The organism is Dyella sp. LX-66 (genome assembly GCF_018599165.1).
GTDB classification, from domain to species: Bacteria; Pseudomonadota; Gammaproteobacteria; order Xanthomonadales; family Rhodanobacteraceae; genus Dyella_D; species Dyella_D marensis.
In genome coordinates, this window is the sequence record NZ_JAHFVJ010000004.1 from 142968 (window position 1) to 167313 (window position 24346).

General features: G+C 65.8%; 18 protein-coding genes. 11 read left to right on the plus strand and 7 right to left on the minus strand.

Translation table 11 applies throughout. The features are described 5' to 3' along the window. Window positions 1–4: 4 nt before the first annotated feature. The gene (locus KK141_RS09740) at window positions 5–874 is read right to left on the minus strand and encodes a ribonuclease H-like domain-containing protein (protein WP_214570589.1); all 870 of its coding nucleotides are present in this window, start codon (window positions 872–874) and stop codon (window positions 5–7) included. Further along, window positions 871–3279 carry a DEAD/DEAH box helicase gene (locus KK141_RS09745; RefSeq protein WP_214570588.1) on the minus strand — a complete coding sequence of 803 codons (2409 nt, stop codon included), beginning with the start codon at window positions 3277–3279 and terminating at the stop codon, window positions 871–873. The genes KK141_RS09740 and KK141_RS09745 overlap by 4 nt, the downstream gene beginning before the upstream one ends. 275 nt (window positions 3280–3554) lie before the next feature. Here KK141_RS09745 and KK141_RS09750 point away from each other — a divergent pair, with 275 nt between their 5' ends. The 3 genes from KK141_RS09750 (at window position 3555) to KK141_RS09760 (ending at window position 6144) form a co-directional block, all read left to right on the plus strand. After that, window positions 3555–4016 carry a RidA family protein gene (locus KK141_RS09750; RefSeq protein ID WP_214570587.1) on the plus strand — a complete coding sequence of 154 codons (462 nt, stop codon included), beginning with the start codon at window positions 3555–3557 and terminating at the stop codon, window positions 4014–4016. Window positions 4017–4102: 86 nt separating this feature from the next. Beyond that, the gene (locus KK141_RS09755) at window positions 4103–5038 is read left to right on the plus strand and encodes a GlxA family transcriptional regulator (protein ID WP_214570586.1); all 936 of its coding nucleotides are present in this window, start codon (window positions 4103–4105) and stop codon (window positions 5036–5038) included. 134 nt (window positions 5039–5172) lie between these two features. After that, window positions 5173–6144 carry a VOC family protein gene (locus KK141_RS09760; RefSeq protein ID WP_214570585.1) on the plus strand — a complete coding sequence of 324 codons (972 nt, stop codon included), beginning with the start codon at window positions 5173–5175 and terminating at the stop codon, window positions 6142–6144. A gap of 55 nt (window positions 6145–6199) precedes the next feature. On the opposite strand, the gene KK141_RS09765 is transcribed toward KK141_RS09760, so the two are convergent. Continuing rightward, entirely contained in the window at window positions 6200–7489 is a 1290-nt protein-coding gene (locus KK141_RS09765; protein WP_214570584.1) for a DUF4034 domain-containing protein, read from the minus strand. Window positions 7490–7805: 316 nt separating this feature from the next. Further along, window positions 7806–9110 carry a DUF4034 domain-containing protein gene (locus tag KK141_RS09770; protein WP_214570583.1) on the minus strand — a complete coding sequence of 435 codons (1305 nt, stop codon included), beginning with the start codon at window positions 9108–9110 and terminating at the stop codon, window positions 7806–7808. 207 nt (window positions 9111–9317) lie between these two features. Here KK141_RS09770 and KK141_RS09775 point away from each other — a divergent pair, with 207 nt between their 5' ends. After that, window positions 9318–9782 (plus strand): hypothetical protein, encoded by a 465-nt coding sequence (locus KK141_RS09775; protein WP_214570582.1) that lies wholly within the window; start codon window positions 9318–9320, stop codon window positions 9780–9782. Between the two features lie 86 nt (window positions 9783–9868). Here KK141_RS09775 and KK141_RS09780 read toward each other — a convergent pair whose 3' ends face one another. Then, the gene (locus KK141_RS09780) at window positions 9869–12991 is read right to left on the minus strand and encodes a TonB-dependent receptor (RefSeq protein ID WP_214570581.1); all 3123 of its coding nucleotides are present in this window, start codon (window positions 12989–12991) and stop codon (window positions 9869–9871) included. 72 nt (window positions 12992–13063) lie between these two features. On the opposite strand from KK141_RS09780, the gene KK141_RS09785 reads away from it, so the two are divergent. The 3 genes from KK141_RS09785 to KK141_RS09795 are packed head-to-tail and all read left to right on the plus strand — an operon-like array spanning window position 13064 to window position 15395. Further along, on the plus strand, window positions 13064–13561 hold the full coding sequence (locus KK141_RS09785) for a hypothetical protein (protein ID WP_214570580.1): 498 nt from the start codon (window positions 13064–13066) through the stop codon (window positions 13559–13561). Continuing rightward, window positions 13531–14244 carry a response regulator gene (locus KK141_RS09790; RefSeq protein WP_345777565.1) on the plus strand — a complete coding sequence of 238 codons (714 nt, stop codon included), beginning with the start codon at window positions 13531–13533 and terminating at the stop codon, window positions 14242–14244. The genes KK141_RS09785 and KK141_RS09790 overlap by 31 nt, the downstream gene beginning before the upstream one ends. Further along, a complete protein-coding gene (locus KK141_RS09795; protein WP_214570578.1) occupies window positions 14229–15395 on the plus strand; it encodes an ATP-binding protein in 1167 nt (388 codons plus the stop codon). Before KK141_RS09790 ends, KK141_RS09795 begins: the two co-directional genes overlap by 16 nt. A 9-nt stretch (window positions 15396–15404) precedes the next feature. Here KK141_RS09795 and KK141_RS09800 read toward each other — a convergent pair whose 3' ends face one another. Further along, on the minus strand, window positions 15405–16433 hold the full coding sequence (locus KK141_RS09800; RefSeq protein WP_214570577.1) for a sterol desaturase family protein: 1029 nt from the start codon (window positions 16431–16433) through the stop codon (window positions 15405–15407). A 93-nt stretch (window positions 16434–16526) separates the two neighbouring features. Then, entirely contained in the window at window positions 16527–17435 is a 909-nt protein-coding gene (locus tag KK141_RS09805) for a PD40 domain-containing protein (RefSeq protein ID WP_214570576.1), read from the minus strand. Window positions 17436–18401: 966 nt separating this feature from the next. Between KK141_RS09805 and KK141_RS09810 the strand changes: the two genes are divergently transcribed. Genes KK141_RS09810 through KK141_RS09825 form a run of 4 tightly spaced genes read left to right on the plus strand, consistent with a single transcriptional unit; the run spans window position 18402 to window position 24343 of the window. After that, window positions 18402–18779 carry a hypothetical protein gene (locus KK141_RS09810; RefSeq protein WP_214570575.1) on the plus strand — a complete coding sequence of 126 codons (378 nt, stop codon included), beginning with the start codon at window positions 18402–18404 and terminating at the stop codon, window positions 18777–18779. 7 nt (window positions 18780–18786) lie between these two features. Next, on the plus strand, window positions 18787–19284 hold the full coding sequence (locus KK141_RS09815) for a hypothetical protein (RefSeq protein WP_214570574.1): 498 nt from the start codon (window positions 18787–18789) through the stop codon (window positions 19282–19284). A 2-nt stretch (window positions 19285–19286) separates the two neighbouring features. After that, window positions 19287–22925: a hypothetical protein gene (locus KK141_RS09820; protein ID WP_214570573.1), complete on the plus strand. Its 3639-nt coding sequence runs from the start codon at window positions 19287–19289 to the stop codon at window positions 22923–22925. Beyond that, window positions 22922–24343, plus strand: coding sequence for an endonuclease/exonuclease/phosphatase family protein (locus KK141_RS09825; RefSeq protein WP_214570572.1), 1422 nt, complete (start codon window positions 22922–22924; stop codon window positions 24341–24343). The genes KK141_RS09820 and KK141_RS09825 overlap by 4 nt, the downstream gene beginning before the upstream one ends. Window positions 24344–24346 lie beyond the last annotated feature (3 nt).

Below are 24346 nucleotides of genomic sequence, written 5' to 3' on the forward strand. Positions count from 1 at the left end.
ATGACTAATTGTCGGACAAATGTCCAAGCGTGCCGCCGCACGATGTGAAACCGCTCGCAGCCTGGTCCAGCGCCACCATATGGCTGAGCACACCGGCGAGGCTGCGCAGGTCCTGTGCGTTGTGCTTCAGCACGCGGTAGAGATCGGTGGGATCGCCCGCGCGCAGGAAGCGCAGCCATGCGGCCGGTGCCTGCGACCCCGGCAGATCGTCTTCGCGGACGACGCCGAGCAGCTGGCGTTCGGTGGTGGCGAGCTTGCAGTTCGGCCAATGCGCGCGCCAGCGCCGGCGCACGGGATGCAGCAGGTCGATATGCCGCAGCCCTTGCAGCGGACTGCTCATGCGTTCGAGGCGGAAGCGCGTATTCAGCAGAGGCGCGTCGTAGCTCTTGCCGTTGTAGGTGCCGAGCACCGTTGCCGGCGCGATCCATGCGCGCAATTGCTCGAGCATCGCGGCCTCGCCGGCCAGCGCGGTGATGGTGAGCTGGCTCAGCACGAACCGCGCGCCGCGCCAGCGCGCCACGCCGATCATGAAGGCGCGGGTGCCGGTGCCGCCGGCCAGTCCGGTGGTTTCCGTATCGAGGAACAGCATGTCCGCGGGGTCGATCCGCTCGGGAACCTTGGCGAACGAGGCATCGAACGGCAGCGGCACGCAAGGCCAGTCCGTCGTTGCTTCGGCGAGCCACAAGCCCGGTGCCAGCTCGCGGCCCAGGCCAGTGGGCGAGTTCGTGGCAGGCCGCTGGCGTATAGGCGCGGAACGGCGAACCGCAAGCAGGCGCGACAGATCGGCAGGCAAGCGCGGCGCCGGAACGGCGGCGATGCCGGCAACACCCGCCTGCCCGCGCAGCCGCCGCAGGCGTGCGGCGAGATCCGTCACAGGTCGGCCAGCAAGGCGAGCACCATCGCGCCCAGATCCTTCATGGAACGCGCGGCGGTTTCGTCCGAAGCCAGCACCGGCCCGACGCAGGCGGGACAGCCGAGCCGGCAATCGCACAGCTCGATCAGCTGGCGCGCCTTCTCCACCAGTTCGGCGCGGCGGTCGAACAACGGTGCGCTAAGACCCACGCCGCCAGGGAACGCGTCGTACAGATAGAGAGTCGGAATAAACGGCGCGTGCGGGTCCGGCACTTCCTCGTCCCATCCCGTATGCACGCGCGCATGCCCCGAGCTGTCCGGCACCGCGAACCACGCGCCGTCGCCGCTGCCCACCGCCTTCTGCAGATCGCGCCCCTCGGCCATCACCGCCACGGTGGCGACGGTATGCAGCGCGGTGGCGGCGGCGAGAAAACCATCGAGCGCGTCCTGGCGCCGCTCGAAGGCGTCGTCCAGCGTGCGCTGCGCCAAGGCCCACCACACCGACGTCGTATGCAGCTCGCTGTCCGGCAGGTTGACGTTGCCGTAGCCGATGTTCTCGTGCGTGTAGTAGCGGATCTTCTTGTAGCCGGCGACGCGCCGCACCACGTGCACTTCGCCGTGGTGGCATTCGCCGCGCCCGGAAGCAGAGGCATCGAACCGGTCCAGCACTTTCAGCCTGGTGTAGTCGATCGCATCCGTGTAGTAATCGGCTTCGGTACGCGTGACATAGGCCTTGCGCCCGGTCCAGTCCAGGCGCTCCACCTGGTACGGCACCGACTGCACCATATGGATGGCGCCTTCGTACAGCGTGAGCGGTGCCGCGCTGTAGTCGACCTCGGCGATGATGGTCTGGCGTCCGCCGGTGCGGTTGACCACCACGAAGTTGCCTTCTGCCACCGAGCGCAGCGACACCGCATTGGCCGGATAGCTGTCGGCGATCCACTCGAAGCGCTCGCCTTCGCGATGCAGCACGCCTTCTTCGGCCAGCACTTCCAGCCACGGCTCCACCATCTGGCCGCCGAAGGCATCGCCGGCGCGGAACGGCAGCTCGAACGCCGCGCAGCGGATATGGTCGAGCAGGATCAGCGGCTGATCCTGCGCAATGCGCGCGTGCTCCGGCGAGGCATCGCGGAAATATTCCGGATGGCGCACCAGGTATTGGTCCAGCGGCTCGCTCGAGGCCACCAGGATGCCCAGCGAAGGCTGCTGGCGCCGGCCGGCGCGGCCGAAGCGCTGCCACGTCGCTGCCACCGAACCCGGATAGCCATTGAGCACGGTGACGTCCAATGCACCGATATCCACGCCCAGCTCCAGCGCCGAGGTGCTGACGATGCCGTCCACCTCGCCCGCGCGCATGTCGCGCTCCGCCTGGCGGCGTTCGGTGGGCAGATAGCCGCCGCGATAGGCGCGGATGCGCGGCCGCTTGCGCGGGTCGTGGTCGAACACGTCCTTCAGGTACTTGGTCAGCACCTCGACCATCAGCCGGCTCTGCGCGAACACCAGGGTCTTCAGGCCCGCGCGGATCGCCGTGCGCGCAATACGGTTGGTCTGGCTGCGCGCCGAGGCGCGCAGGCCGAGATCCGCATTGATCACCGGCGGATTCCACAGCAGCACGTGCTTGGGGCCCGACGGCGCGCCGCTTTCCAGGATCGGCGTCACCGGCTGCTCGATCAGCGCCGCCGCATGCTCGGCCGGGTTGCCGATCGTCGCCGAGCACAGAATGAATTGCGGCGACACGCCGTAGAACGCGCAGACCCGGCGCAGCCGTCGCAGCACATTGGCCACGTGCGAGCCGAACACGCCGCGGTAGCTATGCACTTCATCGATCACCACATAGCGCAGGTTTTCGAAAAACTGCGCCCATTTGGTGTGATGCGGCAGGATGGCCTGGTGCAGCATGTCCGGATTGCTCACCACCACGTCGCCATGCAGGCGGATGGCCTGGCGCGCATCGCCCGGCGTGTCGCCGTCGAAGGTGAAGGCGCGCACGCCCAGTTCGCCCGCCGCGTTGAGTTCCAGCAGCTCGGCCACCTGATCCTGGGCCAGCGCCTTGGTCGGGAACAGATAGAGCGCCTTCTTGCCCGCCGTCATTACCGAAGTCACCACCGGCAGAGTGAAGCACAGCGATTTGCCGGAAGCAGTAGGCGTGGCCACCACGATGTTTTCGCCGCGCGACGTCGCCGCCCAGGCCCGGCCCTGGTGCTCGTACAGCCGGGCGACGCCGCGGGCGAGCAGCGCGGCGGCCAGCGGCGCGGGCAGGTCCTCGGGCAGCGGCACATAGCGGCCCTCCTTGCCCTCCACCACGAACTGGCCGGTGACGCGGTCGCCGTAGCGCTGGACCAGCCGCCCGGCCAGCTCCGCGCCGCTCAGTTGCAGCAGACGCTGGTCGTCCTCGTCCGCGATGGGGGCCGGCAATGGGGCGCGCATGGGTAGTCTCCGGGGAAAGCCGCCGCATTCGAATGCCCCGCCGTCTCACGGATTGAGACCGGCGCCGGAGACCAGGCCGACCGGGACTTGAAGGCGGCGAAGCGCCTGCGGCAGCATCGAATTCAAGCCACCGCCGTAGGTTGGGGTGAGCGCAGCGAACCCCAACGGACCCCGCCGGATCGCCAGCCGACGCCACGTTGGGGTTCGCTGCGCTCACCCCAACCTACGCCGCGCTTCGATGCATGCGCTTCAACCCCACCCCCGAGGAGTTTGCGATGAAGCTATCTACCCACGTTGTCGCTTCGACCATCCTGCTGTTGGCCACCCTGCCCGCGCTGGCGCAGCAGGATGGCCGCAAGCACATCGTCATCGGCCGCACGCCGGCGGAAGTGGCCAAGTCGCCGTGGAGCGATGCGGTGCTGGTCGGAAATACCTTGTATCTGTCCGGCTATATCGGCGTGGATGCGCACAACCAGGTGCCGAAGTCCGCGGAAGAGGAAACCCGGCTGGCCCTGGAGGAACTCAAGCACACGGTGGAAGCGGCCGGCATGAGCATGGACGACATCGTGAAGATCGACGTGCTGTGCACGGACCTGAGCCTGTTCCCGCAGTTCAATTCGGTCTACCGCACCTATTTCAAGAACGGTTTCCCGGCGCGCACTTTCACCGGCAGTTCCCAGCTGCTGCTGGGCGCGCATTTCGAAATCACCGGCGTGGCGATCAAGACCGGGAAATAAGCCGCCGCGGCGGGCCGTCGACTTGACGCCCGCCGCGCCCTTGGGCCACTTTCCGGCCATTGCATCGAAGCCAAGCCACTGCCGCCATGCGCCGCGAGATCGCCATCGTCGTTTTCCCGGGATTCCAGCTGCTGGACGCGGCCGGCCCGGTGGCCGTCTTCGAGATGGCGGAGCGCTTCCGGCCGGACAGCTATGCGATCAGCGTGCTGTCCCCCGGCGGCGGCGTGGTGCGCAGTTCGTCGGGGGTGAGCCTGGCGGCCACGCCGATCGAACCCAGGCATTTCGACACGGTGATCGTCTCCGGCGGCAACCTGGCGCAGGTGGAGGAAAGCCACGCCGACATCGTCGCCTGCCTGGGCGCCGAAGCCTGGCGCCGCGTGGCGGGCGTCTGTTCGGGCGCGTTCTTCCTCGCCCAGGCCGGCCTGCTCGATGGCCGGCGCGCCACCACGCATTGGGCCGCCGCCGAGCGCTTCCGCCGGCTGTATCCGCAGGTGAAGCTGGATGCGGACCGCATGTTCGTCCGCGACGGCGAAGTGTGGACCTCGGCGGGCATTGCCGCCGGGATCGACCTGGCACTGGCCCTGGTGGAGGACGACCTCGGTCCCGGCATCGCACGGCGCACGGCGCAGCAGCTGGTGGTGCATCAACGGCGCCACGTCGGGCAGTCGCAGTATTCGGTGCTGGTGGAACAAGGCGGCAAGACCGGCCGCTTCGGCGACCTGATCGGCTGGATCCGCACGCGCCTGGCCGAACCGATGACGGTGGAACGCCTGGCCGCGCGGGCCGCGATGAGTCCGCGCAACTTCGCCCGCGCCTTTACCGCGGAGATCGGCGCCACGCCCGCCAAAGTGGTGGAAGGCCTGCGCCTGGAAGCCGCGCGCGTCGCGGTCGAAACCAGCCATATGCAGCTGGACCATATCGCCGCCTCCACCGGCTTCGGCGATTCCAGCCGCATGCGCCGCGCCTTCGTGCGCAGCTTCGGCATGTCGCCGCAGTCGCTGCGCCGCAGCGCGGGCGCCTGAAAGCCGCTGGCGGTTTTTGTCCGGAAATTGTCCTTGCCGGTGCCGGCCGGACCGACCATAAAGAGCGCCACCGGGCGGCCCCGATAACGCGGCGCGCCCGCAGCATCGCTTTATTCTTCCCCATGAGGTTCCGCATGCGCCTGACCCTGATCGCCTCGGCCTGCCTGCTGTCGGCGGGCCTGGCCCACGCCGCCCCCGCAACGGCCCCCACCCGGCTCGACCATATCCTGCTGTGGGGCCACGGCATCGACCAGATCACCTCGGTGATGGCGGTGAAGCTGGGCTTCCAGGTCCGCCCCGGGCGCGATCCGGAGGGTGTCGCCAACCGCTATATCCGCCTGGCGGACAGCAGCTTTATCGAAATCCTCGGCATCACCAAGCCGAATCCCAAGTTCGATCCGGGCATGAAGGAAGACCAGGAAGCGCTGAAGGGCGGCCCCGGTTCGCGCGCCTTCGGTTTCCGCAGCTCCCAGCTCGACGCCATCCGCAGCTCGCTGCAGGCCAAGCAATATGCGGTGACGCCGTTCTTCTCCGGCCCCGACAGCGCCAAGCCCGGCTGGCGCCTGTTCGCCTTCGACAAGGCGCCGCTGTCGAGCAATACCTTCTTTATCGATTACAAGGCCGATTACGCGCCGGATCAGTTCGACCCCGCCAATACCGCCGATTACCGGGTGACGCGCGAACACCCCAATGGCGCGCGCGAGCTTTCCTCGATCTGGCTGGTGTCGGCCGATGCGGATGCCGATCGCAAGCAGCTGGAGAACATGGGCTTCGGCCATGCGGTGCCGGTGAAACTGCCGCAGCTGGGCGCGAAGGGGTTCTGCGTGCCGGTGGGGCCGACGGCATTGCTGGCGTTGCAGCCGGATGGTGCCGGGCTGGCGGCGCAGGCGATGGCTGCGGGCCCGCGCATTCTCGGCGTGAGTTATGGGGTGACCGATCTTGGGCGTGCGCAGCGGTGGGTGGAACGTGGTTATCAGCAGAAGCTGACGACGTATCGGGGACTGTGGGGAGAATCGGTGCTGGCGCCTACCGTCGACGACCTGGGCCTGTCCATTGAATTCCACGCAAAGCAGCAGAATGCTTCGCCTTGCCCGGCGGCCAGCTGATAAGCCTGCCGCCGACCATGCTTTTTGATGATGGCGTCCATGTGGGACTCGCCAGCTACCTTCCCTTCGGACGAAGTTCGTCCATCTTGGCGAAGGCTTTCTTGACCGCCTCCTGGTCACCGAGCGACATATAGACCTGAATCAGTGCCGACACGGCGGCGGGGTCTGCAGAGGGTTTCGCCAGCAAGTCGTCGCCCTCCTTTTTGGCCCAAGTCTTTTCTCCGGACGCGATCAGGTTCGGTATGCGCTTCACCCTCAACATGTCGTCCGACTGACGAAAACGAAGCACTTCGGACTGATAAACCACCGCGAGCTGCGTTTTCCCAGCCTTGTCTAGAGCGCTTGCCGAGGCCGCGAGAACCTCCACGGTAGGCATTTGATCCAGGATCCTGCGATATGCACTCAACTTGGCCGCATCATCGCAATCGCAACCGGAGAGGTTAGCCGCATAGGCCGCTGGCGCAGGCAACAGGAGCTTCAATAGTTCGTTGTCCTTGGCGTGTGTCTGGGCCTCCTGAACGATGCGCTTCATCTCGTCGATCGAACCGCCCCATTTCGGTTCCGCGACCAGCACGCGCACGCCATAAATGTAAAAGTTGCCAGGTTGCACAGCCAGAGCCCTGCGAGAGGCGTTCGCGACGTACGCCTGATCACCCTCCAGCATGCCGATGCTCATCATCGCCGAATAGGCAGCGATGATTTTGGGGTCGATGGCAATGGCCTGGTCCAGATCCTTGCGGGCAAGCTGGAGCCAATGCTCCATGCGCGCGAAATTCTCGGGCGGCGTCTGGCTCGCATATTGGCCTCCGCGATCCTGCCAGGCCCGCTCCAGATACACGCGCCCACGCGCCGTCAGAGCGAACGCACTCTTCGGTTGCTGGCGGTGCCAGGCCTCGATCAGGTTGAGGGCTTCCGTCGAGGGATCGAGGAAGCGCGAAAAGTAGATGTAATCGAGCAAGCTTCGCGAGTCGGCGCGAGTCAACTGCTTCTGCTGGGCATGCTTCAGGTAGGCATCGAGTTCCGCAGCGCGCCCCGATTCGACCAAGGCCTTCATGTCCTGATAAGGCATCACAGGCTGCATGTGGTAGGCGCAATTGGCCTGCGCCACGGCAGCAGACCAATGACTGCCTGGCGGCGCCGGATAAGCGATGCAGCGCTGGAGAGGATCACTGATGGCTTCCGCGCGATGCACCTGCTGCAGAAAATCGTGCACTTCCCCGTCCGAGAAGGATGGCGCCCCCTGGCCTGCCGCCAACTGGTGTGCCGCGTTTACCGGCTTTCCTTCGTATCCCTTCGCCGACGCCGGGTGGATGATCACGCCCATCGACATCAGCGCGATCGTCAACACCTTCAAGCATGGTGACCGCATATCCCTACCCTTTTCTTAAATGAAATACCGGGCCGCTACTGCCGATCGCCGATCGACAGGTGTCGATATCGATCTCATGCAGTTCGCGAGGCTCCGCCCTGGGTGTTTAGGGTAACTCGATCGGCGATATCTGGGCAGCTGGCTGGCCCTGGCCACGAACCTTCCAGGAGCAATACCTTCTTTATTGATTACATCGTCGGTGGAATTCCACGCCTTGTAGCAGGCTGGTTCACTCTGCCCGGCCGCGTAAGCCTTCGAAACGTCGGCGCCCCAGGGACGGGGCGCCGGTCGGTCACTCGCCCCTGGCGTGAAGCTCGTCCAGCCTGGCGAAGGTTTTCTTGACCGCTTCGAAATCGCCGACGGTCATGTAGACGTTGTTCATGGCCTCCAGCGAACGCCGATCGAGATCGGGATTGGCCGACAGCGCGTCGGCATCCGATTTGCTCCAGGCCTTTTCCCCGAATGTAATCAGGTGACGCATGCGCTTTGCCTTCACGGTGTCCGCCCAGGGATAGAAGCGAATGACTTCGGACTGGTAAACGACCGCCAGATCCGCCTTGTTGGCCGAGTCGACAGCATTCGCCGCACCACTCAAGAGTTCGCCGGAAGGCATCTGGTCCAGGATCCGGCGGTAGGCAGCGGGGTCGGCGCAGTCGCAGTCGATGAGCTTCGCCTCGTAGGCATCGGCCAGAGGCAACAGCAGTTTCAACAAGCCGTTGTCCTTCGCATGGGCCTGAGCCTCGCCGGCGATTCGCTGCATCTCACCCAGCGAACCACCCCACCTGGGTTCGGCCATCGCGACCAGCTGGCCGTATATCGCGTAGCTGGCCGCATCCACCGCCAGCCCCTTGCGGGCGGCCGCTCTCTCGTACTCCCGGTCCACATGGGCCTTGGCCAGATTGATCATCGCCGAGTAAGCGGGGATCACCCGTGGATCCAGTGCGACAGCCTGTTCCAGATCCTTACGCGCGAGCTTGAACCATTTGTCCATGCCCTGGAAATTCTCTTGCGGCGTTTCGCTCGCGTAATCGCTGCCGCGGGCCCGCCACCCCATCACCAATGCATAGCGACCGCTTGCCGCCAGCGCGAATGCGCTCTTCGGCCGCTGGCGTTTCCATGACTCGACCAAGGCATGGGTTTCGGCCGAAGCGTCCGAGAAATAGGAAATGTAGATGTGATCAAGCAACCCCGCCGATCCCGGCTGGGTCAGCTGCTTCTTCGCGGCATCGCTCAAGTAGGCATCCAGTTGCGCGGCCTTGCCCGATTCGATCAGGCCTTTGATCTCTTCATAAGACATCAAGGTCTGCATGTGATACGTGCAATAGGCTCGCGTCGCCGCCGGCGACCAATGGCTGCCCGGCGGATCGGGATACGCGATGCAGCGCTGCAACGGATCGGCAATGGCTTCGGCGCGATGCGCCCGATCGAGAAACTCGTGTATTTCCGTGGCGGAAAACGACCCCTGGTCCGGTGCCGCCGCCGATGGCGCAGCGGGTTTGGCAGCAGCTTCTTCGTAGCCCCGCGCCAATGCGGGCTGCATGGCCATTCCCGCCCATGCCAGCGCCACTGCCCATCCTTTCAAGCACAGCCTTTGCATATCCTTGCTCCTTCCGTAGATGAAATCCCTGGCGGCCATCCTTGCCCCGTCACCGGCCGGCCTGCTCAAGCGTAGCGCGATTGATCGTGGCGCGCGCACTTATTTCTAGCCGTATATAACCGGCCGTCGTTTCAACCATAGGCACGCTATTTCAAATTTCGCGACCGTCCTCGTCGACAAATTGCATTCTTCCGTCGGAGGTCGCCGATGTTCCAGCTAGCCACGCCACCCGCTGACCATCTATTGGACTGCGCCAGCGCCGACCCCTATGCGGTGCGTTTTGCCGTGGTGGGCGGCAGAAACGATCCGGACGAAGCGCCGCGGCTGGCGATCCGGCTGCCGGTGTCGACGGCGAGCGGCTCCAGTGAAACCTTCCTGCTCACGCTGATGGCCGCTTCGTCCCGCCGCACGATCTGGACGCTGCGCCACGTGCCTACCTATTGGCGCATCGCGCCGCTGGATATTCCGGTGTTCCGTTCGTGCCAGGCGGCCATGTCGTCGTTGCGCGCGGCAAAGGCCCAGGTGGAGTGGCTGCTGGCGCCCGCTCCGGATGCGGCGGACGGCCCGGCGATGGCGCTGTATTTCCAGGAAGCGCCCAATGCCCCATTCGTGCTGCTGTCGAGAAACGCCGCCAGGCCGGTGCAGGAGTGGCAGCTCTCGTACGCCGAGTGAGCGGCGCCGTGCGCGAACGGAATGGGTGCAAACGAAAGCCACCACCGTTTCCGGTGGTGGCTTTCGGCACATCGGCAAGAAGCCGATTAGAGCGAGAAGTCGTACTGCGCCGAGATCCGCACGTAACGCGGCTCGGTATAACCCTGGATGCCTCCGTACATATTGTTCGGCGAACCGCCCAGCGAACTGCCGTCGGCATTGCTGCCCACCTGCCCGCCCACCGAACTCTCGTTGATCGAGACGGCGCGCTGCTGGTTGAACACGTTGAACACGTCCAGCCCGAAGGCGAGCTTGTGGTCGGCAAAAGCCGGGCGCCACTGCGCACCCACGTCCAGGCGATACGTCCATGGCAGCGTGCCCTTGGAACCGCGCGACGACACCTGGCCGTAGCAGACGTGGTAGGCGCCGTTATCGCCGTCGCGGCCCATATAACCGGCCGGATCGGTGTAGACGCCATCCGGGCCGGCGAACCAGGGACCCAGGCAGTTCTTCGGGCGTCCGGACGTCGCCGTCACCGTGCTGCTGATCAGCCATTCCGGCGTGAGCTGCCAATAGCCGAAGGCACGAATCGCATGGCGGCGATCGTTCGGCAGATTACCGCTGGCGTAGCGCATGAACTGCGGATAATCCCAGTCCTGCGAAGCGGCCACGTCTTCCTGCACGATGTCCGATTTGATCTGGCCTTCGGTATTGCCCCAGTTGTGCGACCACACGTAGTCGACGCGGCCATACCAGGTGCCGTCGAACGGATGCTCCGCATACAGGTCCAGCGCCAGGTATTTGCGCTTAGGCTTGGGCATGCCGAAATCCTGCGCGCTCAGCTGCACGTGGCGCAGCACCGGCGTGGCGCCCGGCTTGGCCACGTTGACGTCGAACTCCGCGCCGCGGCCGGGATTGAAGATCACGCCCGGATAGGTCAGGCGCCCCAGGCAGTCGGCGACGCTGCTGTAATCCTGGTAATGGCTGGCCAGATACGCGCACACCGGATGCGGATCGGAAGTGTCGTCCACCTGCGATTTCAGCTGGCGATAGGTGGCGCGCGCACCGACGGTGAGCGAGGGCGTCAATTGCTGGTCCGCGCCCAGGATGAATTCATCCTGGTAATGCGAGCGCAGGTCCTTGATGTGCGCGGTGCTGGGATCGCGCGGCTGGCCGAACTCGCCGTTCGGGGAAAGCGCGGGGCCTTGTGCGACCAGGTTGAGCGGCAGGTCGGTCTTCGGATCGATGCCGCTATAGGTAAACGTCTGCTGTGTATTGAGCGAACCGCCGGCACCGCGGATCGCCACGCCATTGGGCAGCGCCAGGTAATAGCGGCCGGCATTGGCGTAGATCTTCAGGCTGGCATCGCCGTGCACGTCCCAGCTCACGCCCAGCCGGGGCGCCCACTGGTTGCTCTGCTTCATGAATACCTGGCCGGCGCTGTTGTAGTTCTTGAACGCCTCGTTGCGCACGCCCAGATACGCCAGCCAGCGATCCGACACCTGCCAGTGGTCTTCGAGGTAATACGCGTCCTGTTCGAGCTTGTACTGGCCGCCTTGCTTGTGCGTGATCAGCTGGACGGTATTGCCCACGCCATAACGCCAATAACCGCGGTACTTGTCGGAATTGACATAGGCCTCGCCGGCCGCGGTATGCAAGGTCTGCCGGTCGATACCGCCGCGCAGGTCGTGCGCGCCCAGCCGGTATTCCAGGTCCAGGCGCCAGCCCTTGGTCTTGTTGGTGGTGTCGTAGGGCACCACGCTGAGCGGCTGGTAGGCATGATATTGATTGCGCACCGCAGCCGGCGCATTGGGCGAGACGCGCACCAGCGGATAATCGGGGATATTCGCCAGGTTCGGCTGGTAGGTCTTGCTTTCGCCGTACAGCGCGGTGACGGTGAAATCGTCGGTGATATAGCCGGTGTATTTGCCCAGATACAGTTCGTTATTGTTCTTCAGGCGGCCGTCGGCGCTGGCGTTGTGGTTCAGCGGCGACAGCGTGGCATTGCTCCAGCCGTAGTTGCGCTGCGTGCTCTGCGCATTGTCCTGCAGCGCGGTCAGTTCCAGCAGATGGCTGTCGGTGATGTTCCAGTCGAGCTTGGCGTACCACTTGGTGGCCTTGTCGTGGCTCTTCTGGAAACCGCCGTTGGGGTTGTTCGCGCCCGACGGCGTAAGCCCACCGGTGGGCGTATAGGCCGCATCGCTGGTGGACAGCGTGCCTTGCTGGTCGGTCTTGGTGAACTCGGCCGCGCCGAAGAAGAACAGGCGGTCCTTGATCAGCGGGCCGCCGATCCAGGCCGAATAATCGAACTGCCCATAGGTGTTCTTGGCGCGATAGCGGCGCAGCTTGCCGTTGGAGCCGAACGGGCGGTTGATGCCTTCTTCGTCGGTCAGCAGGTTGCCGTTGTCGTCGCGGTGATTGAACGGACCGGAGCCGAGCGCCAGCGACTGGGCATCGGGATGCTCGGGATAATAGTAATTGCGCGGATCGCCGCGCAGCGAATCGGGCCGCCAGAATGCTGCCACGCCGCCCTTCCATTCATTGGTGCCGCGCTTGCCCACCAGGTTGATGAAGCCGCCGGTGCTGTGGCCGAACTCGGCGCCGGCGCCGCCCAGCAGGATCTGCTGCTGGTCGATCGCGCCGAACGGAAGCTCGAAGAAGGTCTCGTTGTTCAGCGGATTGGTGACGTTGTAGCCGTTGATCGAATACGCGTTCTCGGAAATGCCGGAACCGCCGATAGCCAGGCCCGCATTGGCGAAGCGGTTGTCGCCCGGCACTACACCCGGCGCCAGCAAGGCCACGGCCAGCACATTGCGCGCCACCGGGATCCTGGCCAGCTGGTCGGAGGTGAACACCGTGCGCGTATCCACCGACGACACGTCGATGCTCGGCAGCGCCGACGCCACCACGGTCACGCCTTCGAGCGTCTTGGGGCTGCCGCCGCCAAACGACACTTCCGAGTTGCCCGCGATGGTGACGTTGATGCCGCCGCGGCTGTCGACCTGCTGCCCATCTTTAAGCAGGCTCACCTTGTAATGGCCGACCGGCAGCGAGGACGCGCGGTAGCGCCCGTCGCTGTCCAAGGTCACCGTGCGCGTCATGCCGTTGTCGGTATTTTCGATCTGCACCGTACTGCCGGCGCCGCCGGCCACCTGGCCGTAGATCGCGCCGGAGGTATTGGACTGCGCCCAGGCGGCATCGCCGAACGCGAAGGCCAGAGCCAAAGCCATGGCGGTATGCCGCAAGACGAGCTTGCGCTGCATCGGATACATAGTTCTCCCCTCGTTGAAACTGGATCAGTGATGGATGGCTCCGGACCTCTCCTGGCCCGTGCGCCTGACTGCTCGATCGATTCGGACGCGGACCGGCTCGCCCTCGCGCTCGGATGTGCGCCGGCCATCCGAAGGGCTTTCGTATTTATGGAAATTCAACATAAGCGCCTGGATGGAGATTCGATGGATAAAGCGTGTAAGCCGCGTGGATCGCGGCGACTGCATCGCTTCATCCCCATGCGCCCGCAGAAAAAAAATAAGGCCGCGGGGGAAGCCGTCGGCCCAGGGGATGATCCGTCGATCGTGGCGACGTTGTTGTTGTCGTTGTTCGAAAAGCCGGCAACTACACCCGGCGACACCTGCAAGCTACTCGCGGGAATGGACGGCGCGTGCAGGTTTTATGGAGATTCGATGGAGAGATTTGATCGCTGGCGTGCACGGCTGGAATGCGTCACGATGATTTTCTGCAAGAAGGACTTTGTCGTAACTCGCGTCGAATCGAAGCTATCGTGGCAAACGCACCTCTGATTCTTATCGTTGAAGACGAACCGGATATCGCCGACGTGCTCGACAGCTATCTGCGGCGCGACGGCTACCAGACCCAGCGCGCACAGGACGGCGAACGCGCGCTGCAACTGCACCAGCAGATGAAGCCCGACCTGGTGCTGCTGGATATCCGCATGCCTGCACTCAACGGCATGGACGTGCTGCGCGAAATCCGCCGCGGCTGGGATACGCCGATCATCATGGTCACGGCGCTGGCCGACGACATGGAGAAGCTGGTCGCCCTGCACGTGGGCGCGGACGACTACGTGGTGAAACCCTTCAATCCCGGCGAAGTGGTGGCGCGGGTAAAGGCGGTGCTGCGGCGGCAGCAGGCATCCGTCCGCGCGGCGCGTCCGACCCAGGTCGGGCGCATCCAGATCGATCACGACGCACATCAGGTCAGCATCGTCGGCGATGACGGCCAGGCGCAGCCGCTGATGCTGACGCGCACCGAGTTCCGCCTGCTCGCCTATATGGGACGCCATCCCAGGCGCTGCTTCGCGCGCCAGGACCTGATCCAGGCCTGCCTGCCCGACAGCGATGCGCTGGAGCGCGTGATCGACTCGCACCTGAGCAAGCTGCGCCAGAAACTGCAGCAGGCCGGCGCCGGCCCGCTGATCGAAAGCGTGCGCGGCGTGGGGTATCGCTTATGGCCCGAATCCTGAAATACACCTGGGTGCGCCTGGGCATCTACGTCACCCTGGTGATCGCACTCACCGTAGCGGTGCTGCTGTCCAGCCTGTGGGCACTGCAGGCGCTGCAACTGCATGAGTTCATGGCCACGCTGCCGCCCGGGCTGCGCGCCGAAATGCTGGCGATCGACAGCTCCGGCCAGGATGGCAGCCTGCGCGCGCTGCAGATCTACGGGCATTACTGGAAGAACGACCCCTTGTATGGCGACGCGGCCGCCGTCGTGTTCACCCTGATCATCTGCACCGTGCTGGCCAGCGTGGTGGCGTTCCTGCTCGCCCGTGCGCTGACGCGGCCGATGTCGTCGATGGCCGATGCGGCCATGCGCATCGCCAGCGGCGACCTGGCCGCGCGCGCCGATCGCGTCACCGGCAGCGGCGAACTGGTGGAACTGGTCGCGCATTTCAATCAGATGGCCGCGTCGCTGGAATCGCTGGAGCGCGAGCGCAAGGAAACCGCCGCCGCGATCGCGCACGAACTGCGCACGCCGCTGGCGATCCTGCAGGGCCGCCTGCATGCCTTGTGCGATGAAGTGATCGAAGGATCGTCCGGCGAATACCAGAAGCTGCTCGGCCAGGTGATCCACCTCGGGCGGCTGGTGGAAGACCTGCGCGTGCTCTCGCTGTCGGAAGCCGGACGGCTCTCGCTGCAATGCGTTTCCTTTGACCTTGCCGCGCTGGTGGAGGAGCACCTGCAAGCCTATGTCGCCCTGGCGCAGCGGCGCGGCATCCGCAGCGACCTGCGCACCGAGCGGGCGATGGTGACGGCCGATCCCGACCGCATCCGCCAGATTCTTTCCAACCTGTTCGACAACGTGCTGCGCTACGCCGCCTCCGGCGGCCTGCTGCGCGTGGCGGTCAGCAGCGACGAGCACTGGGCCATCCTGCAGGTGCGCGATGCGGGGCCGGGGCTGCCGGAGCGGCTCAAGGCACGGCTGACGGTATCGGCTTACCGCGAGCGCGCGACGCTGGCCGCGAAAGTCGATCCGCAGGCCGAAGGCTCGGGACTGGGCCTGGCCATGGTGCGCAGCCTGGTGCAGCAGCATGGCGGCCGCCTGCAGGTGCGCAATGCGTCGACGGCGGGTGCCGTGTTCACCATTTCCTTGCCGCTGGCAGCGACTCGCTGAAGCGCTGGATCAATCCGCGGAAGCGGCGGCGGGTTTTATCGCGGGCATCTCGCCCCTTTCCTGCGCCAGCAGCGCAGCCTTCGCCACCTTGGCGGTGTGGTGGTCGCCATCGTGGCTCCAGCCCGGCGGCATGATCAGGTACAGCAGCTTGTTGTGCAGGCCGGGGGCGCGCCACACGTCGCGGCCGAGCAGCCAGAATTCGCCGAGATAGGCGTCGAGCACGCTGTAGCGCTTCACCGGCCGCGTGATGCCGTATTCGATCTGGATATCGTCGCGCGCATCCATGTAGGTGCCGAACGCGCGATCCCAGATCGGCAGCAGATTGCAGAAATTCGTATCCATGTAAAGCACGTTGCGCGCGTGGTGCACACGGTGATGCGAGGGCGTCAGCAGCACGCGATGCAGCAGGCCCAGCTTGCCCTTGGGCAGCACGTTCTCGCCCAGGTGGATCAGCTGTCCCCAGAAGCTGTCGATGATCATGATCAGGATCAGCAGCGGCGGGCTCACCCCCAGCAGCATGCAGATGCTGGTGCGCACGAAGTCCGCATACGGGCCTTCCAGAAAGATATGCGCGTAATTCACCGACAGGTTCATGGCCACCGGCGCGTGGTGCGTCGAATGCAGGCACCACAGCAGCCGCACCTTGTGCGCCAGGAAGTGATAGACGAAATGCGCCAGCTCCCACACCACATAGCCGTAAATCAGCCCGTACCAGGTCAAGCCCGCCTGGAACGGCGCGAAGCGGTTGAACAGGCCGATGCAGAAACCGACCATGGCGATGGTGAGGAAGCTGCCGATAAAGCGGTTCAGCACCATCACCAGCAAGGGCACCTGGTAATCCTCGCGCCGGGTGCGGCGTAGGATCACGCCGCGCACCAGCTCGAACACCAGCAGCAGCGGGATGATCGGACCCAGCAGCCTGCCGAAGCCGTCGACGGTGAGCAGGCTCTGGTAGTTGCCGGACGCGATCACGTCCAGCCAGGCGCCCAGGCCGAAGAAATCGGCCAGCTGATTGCGGATCCAGTCCAGGATAACCATGCAGCCCCTCGGCGGTGACGGCTCAGACATCGATCGCCGCCGAATTTGTCACGATCCAAATGCATATACAAGCAGGCCCGTCCCTGTGCCCCATCAATGCGCGCGGAGATAGGCCTGCAGCGGGACCTGGAAAATCCGGCCATGCGTCGCCGTCGCGGAGGCGGCATCCGCCTGGAAATAGAGCGTCTTCAGATCGGGGCTCAGGCGCGCCTCCAGCCCCTCGAGCCGCGGATCGAGCGCTTGCGGTTCGCTCCACTGGCCGTGGCGCTTGAACGAAGCGAACAGCAGCGACTGATCCTTCGCCGCCGGCGCACGGCTGGCGGAGAACACGAGGAAAGATTCATCGGGAGCCACCGCCACGTCGTAGCCCGGATGCGTGCCGTCGCTGATCGACAGCGCCACCGGCGCATCGAAGCCGCCGGGCCGGGCCTGGGCGCGATAGATATGGCTCTTGCGCGTCACCGGATCCGGCTGGTTGAAATAGATGCTGCCGTCGCGCGCCAGCGCAGGCGAATAAATCGCCGAGCTGGCGTTGACGATGTCCGGCAAGCGCACCGGCTCGCCCCAACCGTCGCCTTTGCGGTCCACGCGCCAGATATTGCCGCCGCGGCCGGGCTGCACCTGCCCGCCGAAATAGCCGTCCAAAACCGCCCCGCCCTGCTGCGCCGACCGGTTGGAGATAAACACCAGATAGGAGCCGTCCGGCGCCATCGCCGGTTCGATATCGCGCCAGGTTCCAGAGAACGGCGCTACTTGAGGCGCGGACCAGGCGCCATCGCGCAGTGTCGCCTGCATGATGCTGGAGGCGGCGCCATGGCGATGGGCGAAGAACACCGTCCTGCCGTCGGGTGTGAATGCCGGCGCCGAATCGTCACCCTCCGGCCAAGCGGCCTCGGGCTGAAACAGCGTGGGTGCCGCTGGCGTTCGCAGGGTCGATGCCGCGATCGGCAACAGCCCAAGCACCACGAACATGCCGCCGATCGCAAACCAGCGATGTGCCATGCGTATCCCGCCTCTGCAAAGCCATGGTGAACCAGGCCAACCATCGCGCCGGCTCCGCCTGCGCGAAAAGCACCGGGTGACAAAAAGCCCCTTGCGCGGGACGAGCGGCATCCACCAGGCCGCAAGAGGCTGTGCCGGGCAACGTGACGGAGACCCGATGATTGGCCAGGCGGCGGATTATCAAGAATAGGCAACCCGCAAAAACCCGTATGACAGTATGAGGTAATGCCCATAACCGCACCGCAATATGAGATGCAGCGTATAAAGTCAGCCCCACGTAATCCGCACATTAAGGTTTATCCATACAGAGCATTTTCATTTTCTTCACGCGCCATCTGCAATGTTCGGCGAGTGATCGGGAAGTAACCGCGCATTTTGGAACCGGCCATTCCCCGCCCACATTCCTGGATATCACTCCAGGCAAGCGACCGATTGCAGCTACGCATAGGCAAGTCTCCGGCCGGTGGAATGCGGCCTGGGGCTGCGAACCATTCGTCATGGAATGTACGTCTGTCAGTTCGCAACAGGGGGCAAGATGCATAGATACCAGCGATTCGTTTCGCGCCGATGTTCCATGCCCGGCGCGCATAGTCCGTTGACCTAGAGCAGGTTTTTCGCCGCCAGGCGATGCCGACCGCCTCCATCCGGGGCGGCGTTGCCGCAGTGCGCGCGAATACGCTCGCGGCCGGACCGCATTAATGCGGCATCGCGCTGCAAAACTGCCATGCGGATAGCCGCAGGGCAGCGTATTCCCGCTATCGGCGATTAATGCTCGATTAGGCGCCTCATAACGAGGCGACGGGAATGTTTTGCCCTTATTCCATAACCGAAAAACTAATGCCGCGGACAACGGCTGATTTCACCGAATCCAAAAACTCTACGCACGTGCTCGCACCCTTTTCGGCGGCCATGTTCGAGTTCGCGGATACAGGCCCACCGAAGCGTCACCACTCAACAGGAGCTGTCATGAACGCCCAAGTCAAAGTCACCGATTTCGAAGCCGGCCAGACCGTCAATACCAAGCTGACGCCCAATTCCAATTGCGTCGCCAGCGCCAGCGGCGACGACAACGACGACACCCAGCTGGCCTTCCAGTACGACAACAACATCTCCTACTGGAGCCCGGCCGTGTCCTCGGGCAGCGACGTGGCGGTCAACGACCGCGACCGCGGCAACACCACGGTGCGCTTCCTCAAGGGCCTGACGGTCACCTACCTGGCGCAGTCCGGCGGCCTCTACACCGTCGTGCTCGACGGCGAGATCCGCGACAGCGGCACCACCTATGTGATGACCGGCAAGACCCTCGGCACCTTCAGGAGCCGCACGCCGGCTTCGAAGCGCTAAGCGCCAAGTGGGCAAGCAAGCCGCCTGGAGGATCGCGGGACTCGCCCTCCTCCTGGCGGGTTGCATCAACAAGGTGCCGGCCTGCCTGCCGGCGCCGCCGGCCGCTGCCGTGCCCGCGCCGCGCGCGGCCGCGCTGCAGGGCTCCTTGGCCGGCACCCTCGACCGCACGGTATGGATCACTCCGGAAATACGCGCCGACACGCATGTCCAGGAAGACACCCAATCGGCCCAGGTCACCTTCGTCAGCGGCGAGCAGGTCATGCTGACCATCGCCTTGTCGCAAGGCGCCAACCACGCCGTCGCCGGCCGCGGCGCCACCGTCGGCAATGCACGTATCGATCCCGGCCTGCAGCTGGATTTCCAGATCGCCACGGCGCTGCAGGACGGCGCCGTCTATCTCGACGGCCACTTCGCCTCGTCGAATCTCCCGGACGTCCACTTCCAGGGCGCGCTGGCGACCTGGAGTGCGCCGCCGCCCACGCCCCCGACCGCCACGAAGGAATGACCATGCCCAGCCCGGTGGAGTACCAGCAAGTTGGCGGCAGCGCGGTGTACGAGATACCGGCCGGAAACCAGGTGGCCGGCTGGTCCGGCTACGTGCTCAAGGGCAGCAGCCTGCCGCCGGCGATCGGTTTCAAGGCGGCCTTCGACAATCAGGGGGGCAGCTATCTGTTCGCGTCGGCGCGGCCCGCCGCACTGGACAGCGACCCGAAGAAATTCGCCGAGGACGCGCTGCGCTACTTCGCCGTCAACGCGCCCAATGTGCGCGGCGCGGCCTGGCTGGCCAGTTCGGCGCCGACCGTGTTCGGCGCCTTCGGCGAATTCGGCTTCGCCTTCATGTGGGACCCGATCCAGAAGCTGTACCAGCTCACTTCGAACCTCAATGTCTCGCTCGGCTCCACGCTCAACTTCTTCGTGCTGCGCAATCTGTATATCCGCGCCGATGAAGCGGCGGCGACCCTGGTGCTGGCGATCCGGCGCGGCACACAGGAGTTCATCGGCTTCCAGCGCGGCCAGCGCCCGGTCGGCATCGTGGTCAGCCCGGGCGTGCAGCAAGAGGCACGCATCCCGGTCACCGGCGCCAATGCCGGCGGCTTTCTGTTTACCGCCGAGATCACGCCGGCCATCGCCTTCGCCGCCAGCATGCTGCCGGTCGGCTGCACCTATGCCGTGCGCGCCACGCAAGGCGGCGGCGCCGATACGCGGCTGGACTATCCGATCTTCGGCAAGCTGCCCGACAAGCTGGCGACCATCGGCGTGGTCGACCCCAGCGATCCGTACAACCGCACGCTCGGCGCCGCCGCCTTGGCGGCCGGCGCGTTGCGCACCGCGTTCGGCCTGAGTCCGTCCGTCGCGCTGGCCAGCCAGTTCCGCACCGCGCAGGGCCATGCGCTCGACCTGCTGCCGCTGGGCAGCGATCCGGCCGTGACCGCGCTGCCGCTGGCAGCCGGCGCACTCGCGCTGGCCTCCGCCTCGCCGGTGGATACCCTTACCCGTAACTGCGTCGCCTATCTCGCGCCCGCCGGCAGCTACGGCGTGGTCGCGGGCGGCACCGACGGCAAGGAAGACCTGCTGTGCGGCCTGTTCGGCTCCGAGCGCCTGAGCTTTCTGCCGGCGGTCGGCGGCGCCACGAACGGCAACCCGATGCGCTGGTTGCCGTCGCAGCCGGGTTATGCGCCGGTGTATCCGTTCGCCACGGTGGACCTGGACAATCCCTCCAGCGGCTGCGTCAAGCCGCGCCTGGATCCGCGCTATCTCACGTCGTGGATGACGCTCGGCGGCACGCCGCAGGCGCAGTACCACGCCGAACCCGAAGGCGCGCCGCTGTACGGCAAGCCCACCGCCGAGGGCCTGCTCAACGCCACGCCGCCGTCGGCCGAGGTGTCCGGCGATCCGGCGCACAGCTTTCCACTCGTGCCGTATGCCGGCGTCAGCACCGGCGCGGGCGTTACCGCGGACCTGATCACCGGCATGGAAAGCGAGATCATCGCGCCCACCCGCCGCACGCTGATCAACGAAGGCGCCACGCCCACCTGGCAGCTGCGCGCCGCCGCGCTGCGGGTGGATGCGGCAAAGACCGACACCAGCACCACGCCGCAAGGGCTGCTGGTCACCATCGACCCGGCCTCCGGCGCCTACCAGGAGGTGCTGCTGGCGCAGTCGGAACGCGACGACGGCAGCCTGCTGCCGTTCGCCTTCGAGCAACCGACCATCGAAGTGCAGCAGGCGCTGCAGACCAACCAGCTGTTCGTGGTGGCGGTCAATCCCGATCCGTTCGTGCGCCCGCCCGCTGCATTCGCCAACGTCGCCGATATCGCCGGCTGGACCATGACGGCGAATGTCGGCCGCGGCGCCACGCCCACCTCGTACAAGAACGTGATGATCATGAAGTACTGCGCCGGCAGCCTGGCCGAGCGCGTCACCAATCCCAACCGCTGGACCGACCCGGAAGTGTTCTCGCTGCTGCCGGAAGCGAACTTCTCGGTGTCCGGGCGCGCGCCGTCCACCGCGCGCAGCCTCGGCTCCGTACGCGCCGGCGGCAGCTGCCGCGAGAACGACGCGCTGGCCTATACCGGCCTCTCGCAATGGCTGCAGGACTACATCGCGGCGGCGATCGCGCTGGCCGACGGCAACAGCTCGGCCGCGCCGTTCTACCAGCGCTTCAAGCAGATCGTCACCGACCCGAACTGGAACGGCGTGATCGTGCTGGCCGCCGACCTCGCCCCGGGCGACCTGCCGCCGCAGATCCAGGGCCTGGCCGCGGGCATCGACCTGAGCCGCTTCAACTCGCATCACTTCGGTTTCAATGCGAGCCGGGTCAAGGTGAAGGACAAACAGCTCAGCCTGGAGGGGCCGTCGAGCTGGTTCGGGTTGGTCGACTACAGCAATCTCGCCTATGAGCAGGGCGTGCTCGCCGGCGCCTCGCCCGAGCTGCCGGTGCCGTTCACCGTCAGTGCGGATTTCGGCTTTACCGTGCTGCAACTGCGCAGCCTGTTCGAGAACAGCGCACTCACGCGCTTCGAAAGCCGCATCCAGCTCACCTGCCGCCGCCTGTTCAGTTCGCGCGTGACGGCGGCCTTCCGCAACGGCGAAGGACTGCCGGAAACCGCGGTGGTGCTCACCGGCAGCTATATCGCCCAGGGCGACAGCGGCGCCTATGTGTTCGAGCAGACCACGCCGAGCATCTTCGCCACCGACAGCAACGTACTGAGCGCGGTGGCCTTCAATCGCGTGCAGTTCAACACGCTGGGCCCGCGCGACGGCGGCGCCACCGTGGCCAGCCGCTTCCTGATCTGGGGCATGTTCGATTTCGTCCAGCTCGATGCCGCCGACGGCTCGCTACTGGACGTGCTTTCCTTCGGCAGCGCGCCCGGCACGCCACCGCCGCAGCTGGGCCGCGGCCTGGCCTTTTCCAATCTCAGCATCGACATGAGCTTCCCCGCCGTCACGCCGAACGCCGTGTCGTTCGTGCTCAACACGGCCAACCTCGCCTACGACACCACCGCCAGCCAGGCGCGCGATGACAGCCTGTACCGCGGCTTCTCGCTGCAGCTGAAGAGCTTCGTGCAGGTCACCGATGCGCAGACGCCGGCGCAGCTCGGCTTCCTGCCGGTGTCCTCGCCGCTGGTGCTCGAACGGCTGGCCGAGCCGTGGTACGGCGTGGTGTACGAAGTGACGCTCGGCGGCCCCGGCGCACTGGCTTCGAATGCGGGCTTCAGTTCGAACATGCTGATCGCGTGGTCGCCCAAGTCCACCGCCGGATCCGGCACGCGCTCGCTGTTCATCGGCCTGAGCCTGCCGGGCGCGGCACCGGGCGCACGGCTCTTCAGCGTGCAAGGGGTGTTCAAGATCGCGGTCGGCGCGATCGCGCTGTCGCGCCAGGAAGTGCCCGACACCGGCCAGCAGCCGCCACCGCCGCCGCGGCATTACTACTGCCTGAGCCTCAACGACATCGCGCTGAAGATCTTCGGCATCGCCAAGCTGCCGCCCAGCGCCACCATCCGCTTCTTCCTGTTCGGCGATCCGGGGCGGCCGGGCAGCCTGGGCTGGTATGCGGCCTACGTCGCCGACGATCTGAAGGCGGCGCCCGCGCTGCCGCCGGCGCCATCCGCCGCACTCATCTCCGCCGGCGAGGAACGCCCATGACCCGCTGCCTGTTCTGGAACGTCGAGCATTTCGGCGAGAAGCGCTTCTACAACGCCTCCAGCGATACCGACACCGATGCCGGCATGACCTGGGCGCTGTCCTCGACGGCGCGCAAGGATCTGCTGTACCGCGTGATCGAAGCGGCCAACCCCGACATCATCGTGATCGTCGAGACCGTGGCGCAATCGACCAAGGGCAGCCGCATGGCGCAACGCATCACCGCACCGGTGGAACTGCTCAACTGGCTGCGCACCACGGCGCCGACGGTAAGAAGCGCCGGTTGGCGTCTGGTGCCGCCGCTGGTGCTTGCCGGCCAGCCCGGCAACGTGGGCCAGGAAGCGATTGCCGTGTTCTATCGGGGCACCACCGGCACCACTGAGCGCTACTTCACCGGCCCGAACATCTGGCCCGGCGGCGTGGACGGTCCGTCGCTGCTGCCGGGCACGCGTCCGGCGGCCGCCTATGGCACCAACAAGCGGCTGGGCCAGAACGTGGACCTCAACGCCTTCCTGGTGCCACCGACCACCACCGCGCGCACCATTCCCGCCGGCGCCCTACACAACGGCAACGGCACCACCGCCGAGAACACGGTGGGCGCGCGCATCCAGCTGCGCGTGCTGACCAGCGGCGCGGCTGGCGCCAATCTGGACTTCGGCGTGGCGCGGCCGCCCTTCATGGTCAGCTTCACCGAGCAGGCCAGCGGCGGCGCGCTGCGCAACCTCACCCTGTTCGGCGTGCATGCACCGGCGAATGCGCCGGGCGCGGCCAGGTACATCACCGACCTGTCCACCGCGTTCGAAGTGTCCGGCGCGCTGGGCACCCACGAAACCCGCATCATCGGCGGCGACTTCAACGCCAACCTGCTGCAGGACGACGGCACGCTCACCACCACCTTCGATCCGCTGACCAAGGACAACAGCTATCGCCAGCTGCTGCGCCCCACCGCCGGCGCACCGTCGACACCCGGCGCGCTGGAGGCATGGAAGGGCTACTTCGGCACGCATATCAATCCGCTCGACGATCCGCCGCTGGTGAGCAACCGGCAGACCTCGCGCTTCCTGTGGTCGAATGGTTCGACGGCGTCGTATTACCCGCCGTACCGCTATCAGTCGGCGGCCTATTATTCGATCGACAACGTGCTGATATGGCCGCTGGACGGCAGCCGCGACTACCAGACCACCATCATGAACACGGTGGTCTCCTCGCCACTGTCGGCCGTCACGCCGGTACCGGCGGGCGCATCGGCGGGCAGCGTGGCCGTCGCCGCCGAGATCGAGCCGATCATTCCCTTTGTGTGGCCGCAGGCGCCGGACGCCGCCGACTACGATGCCGGCAACGCTACGATGCTGCTGGCCTGGGAACGCTACGGCCACATCGTCAGCACCAGTGACCACTTTGCGCTGTTCACCGACGTCTAGGGG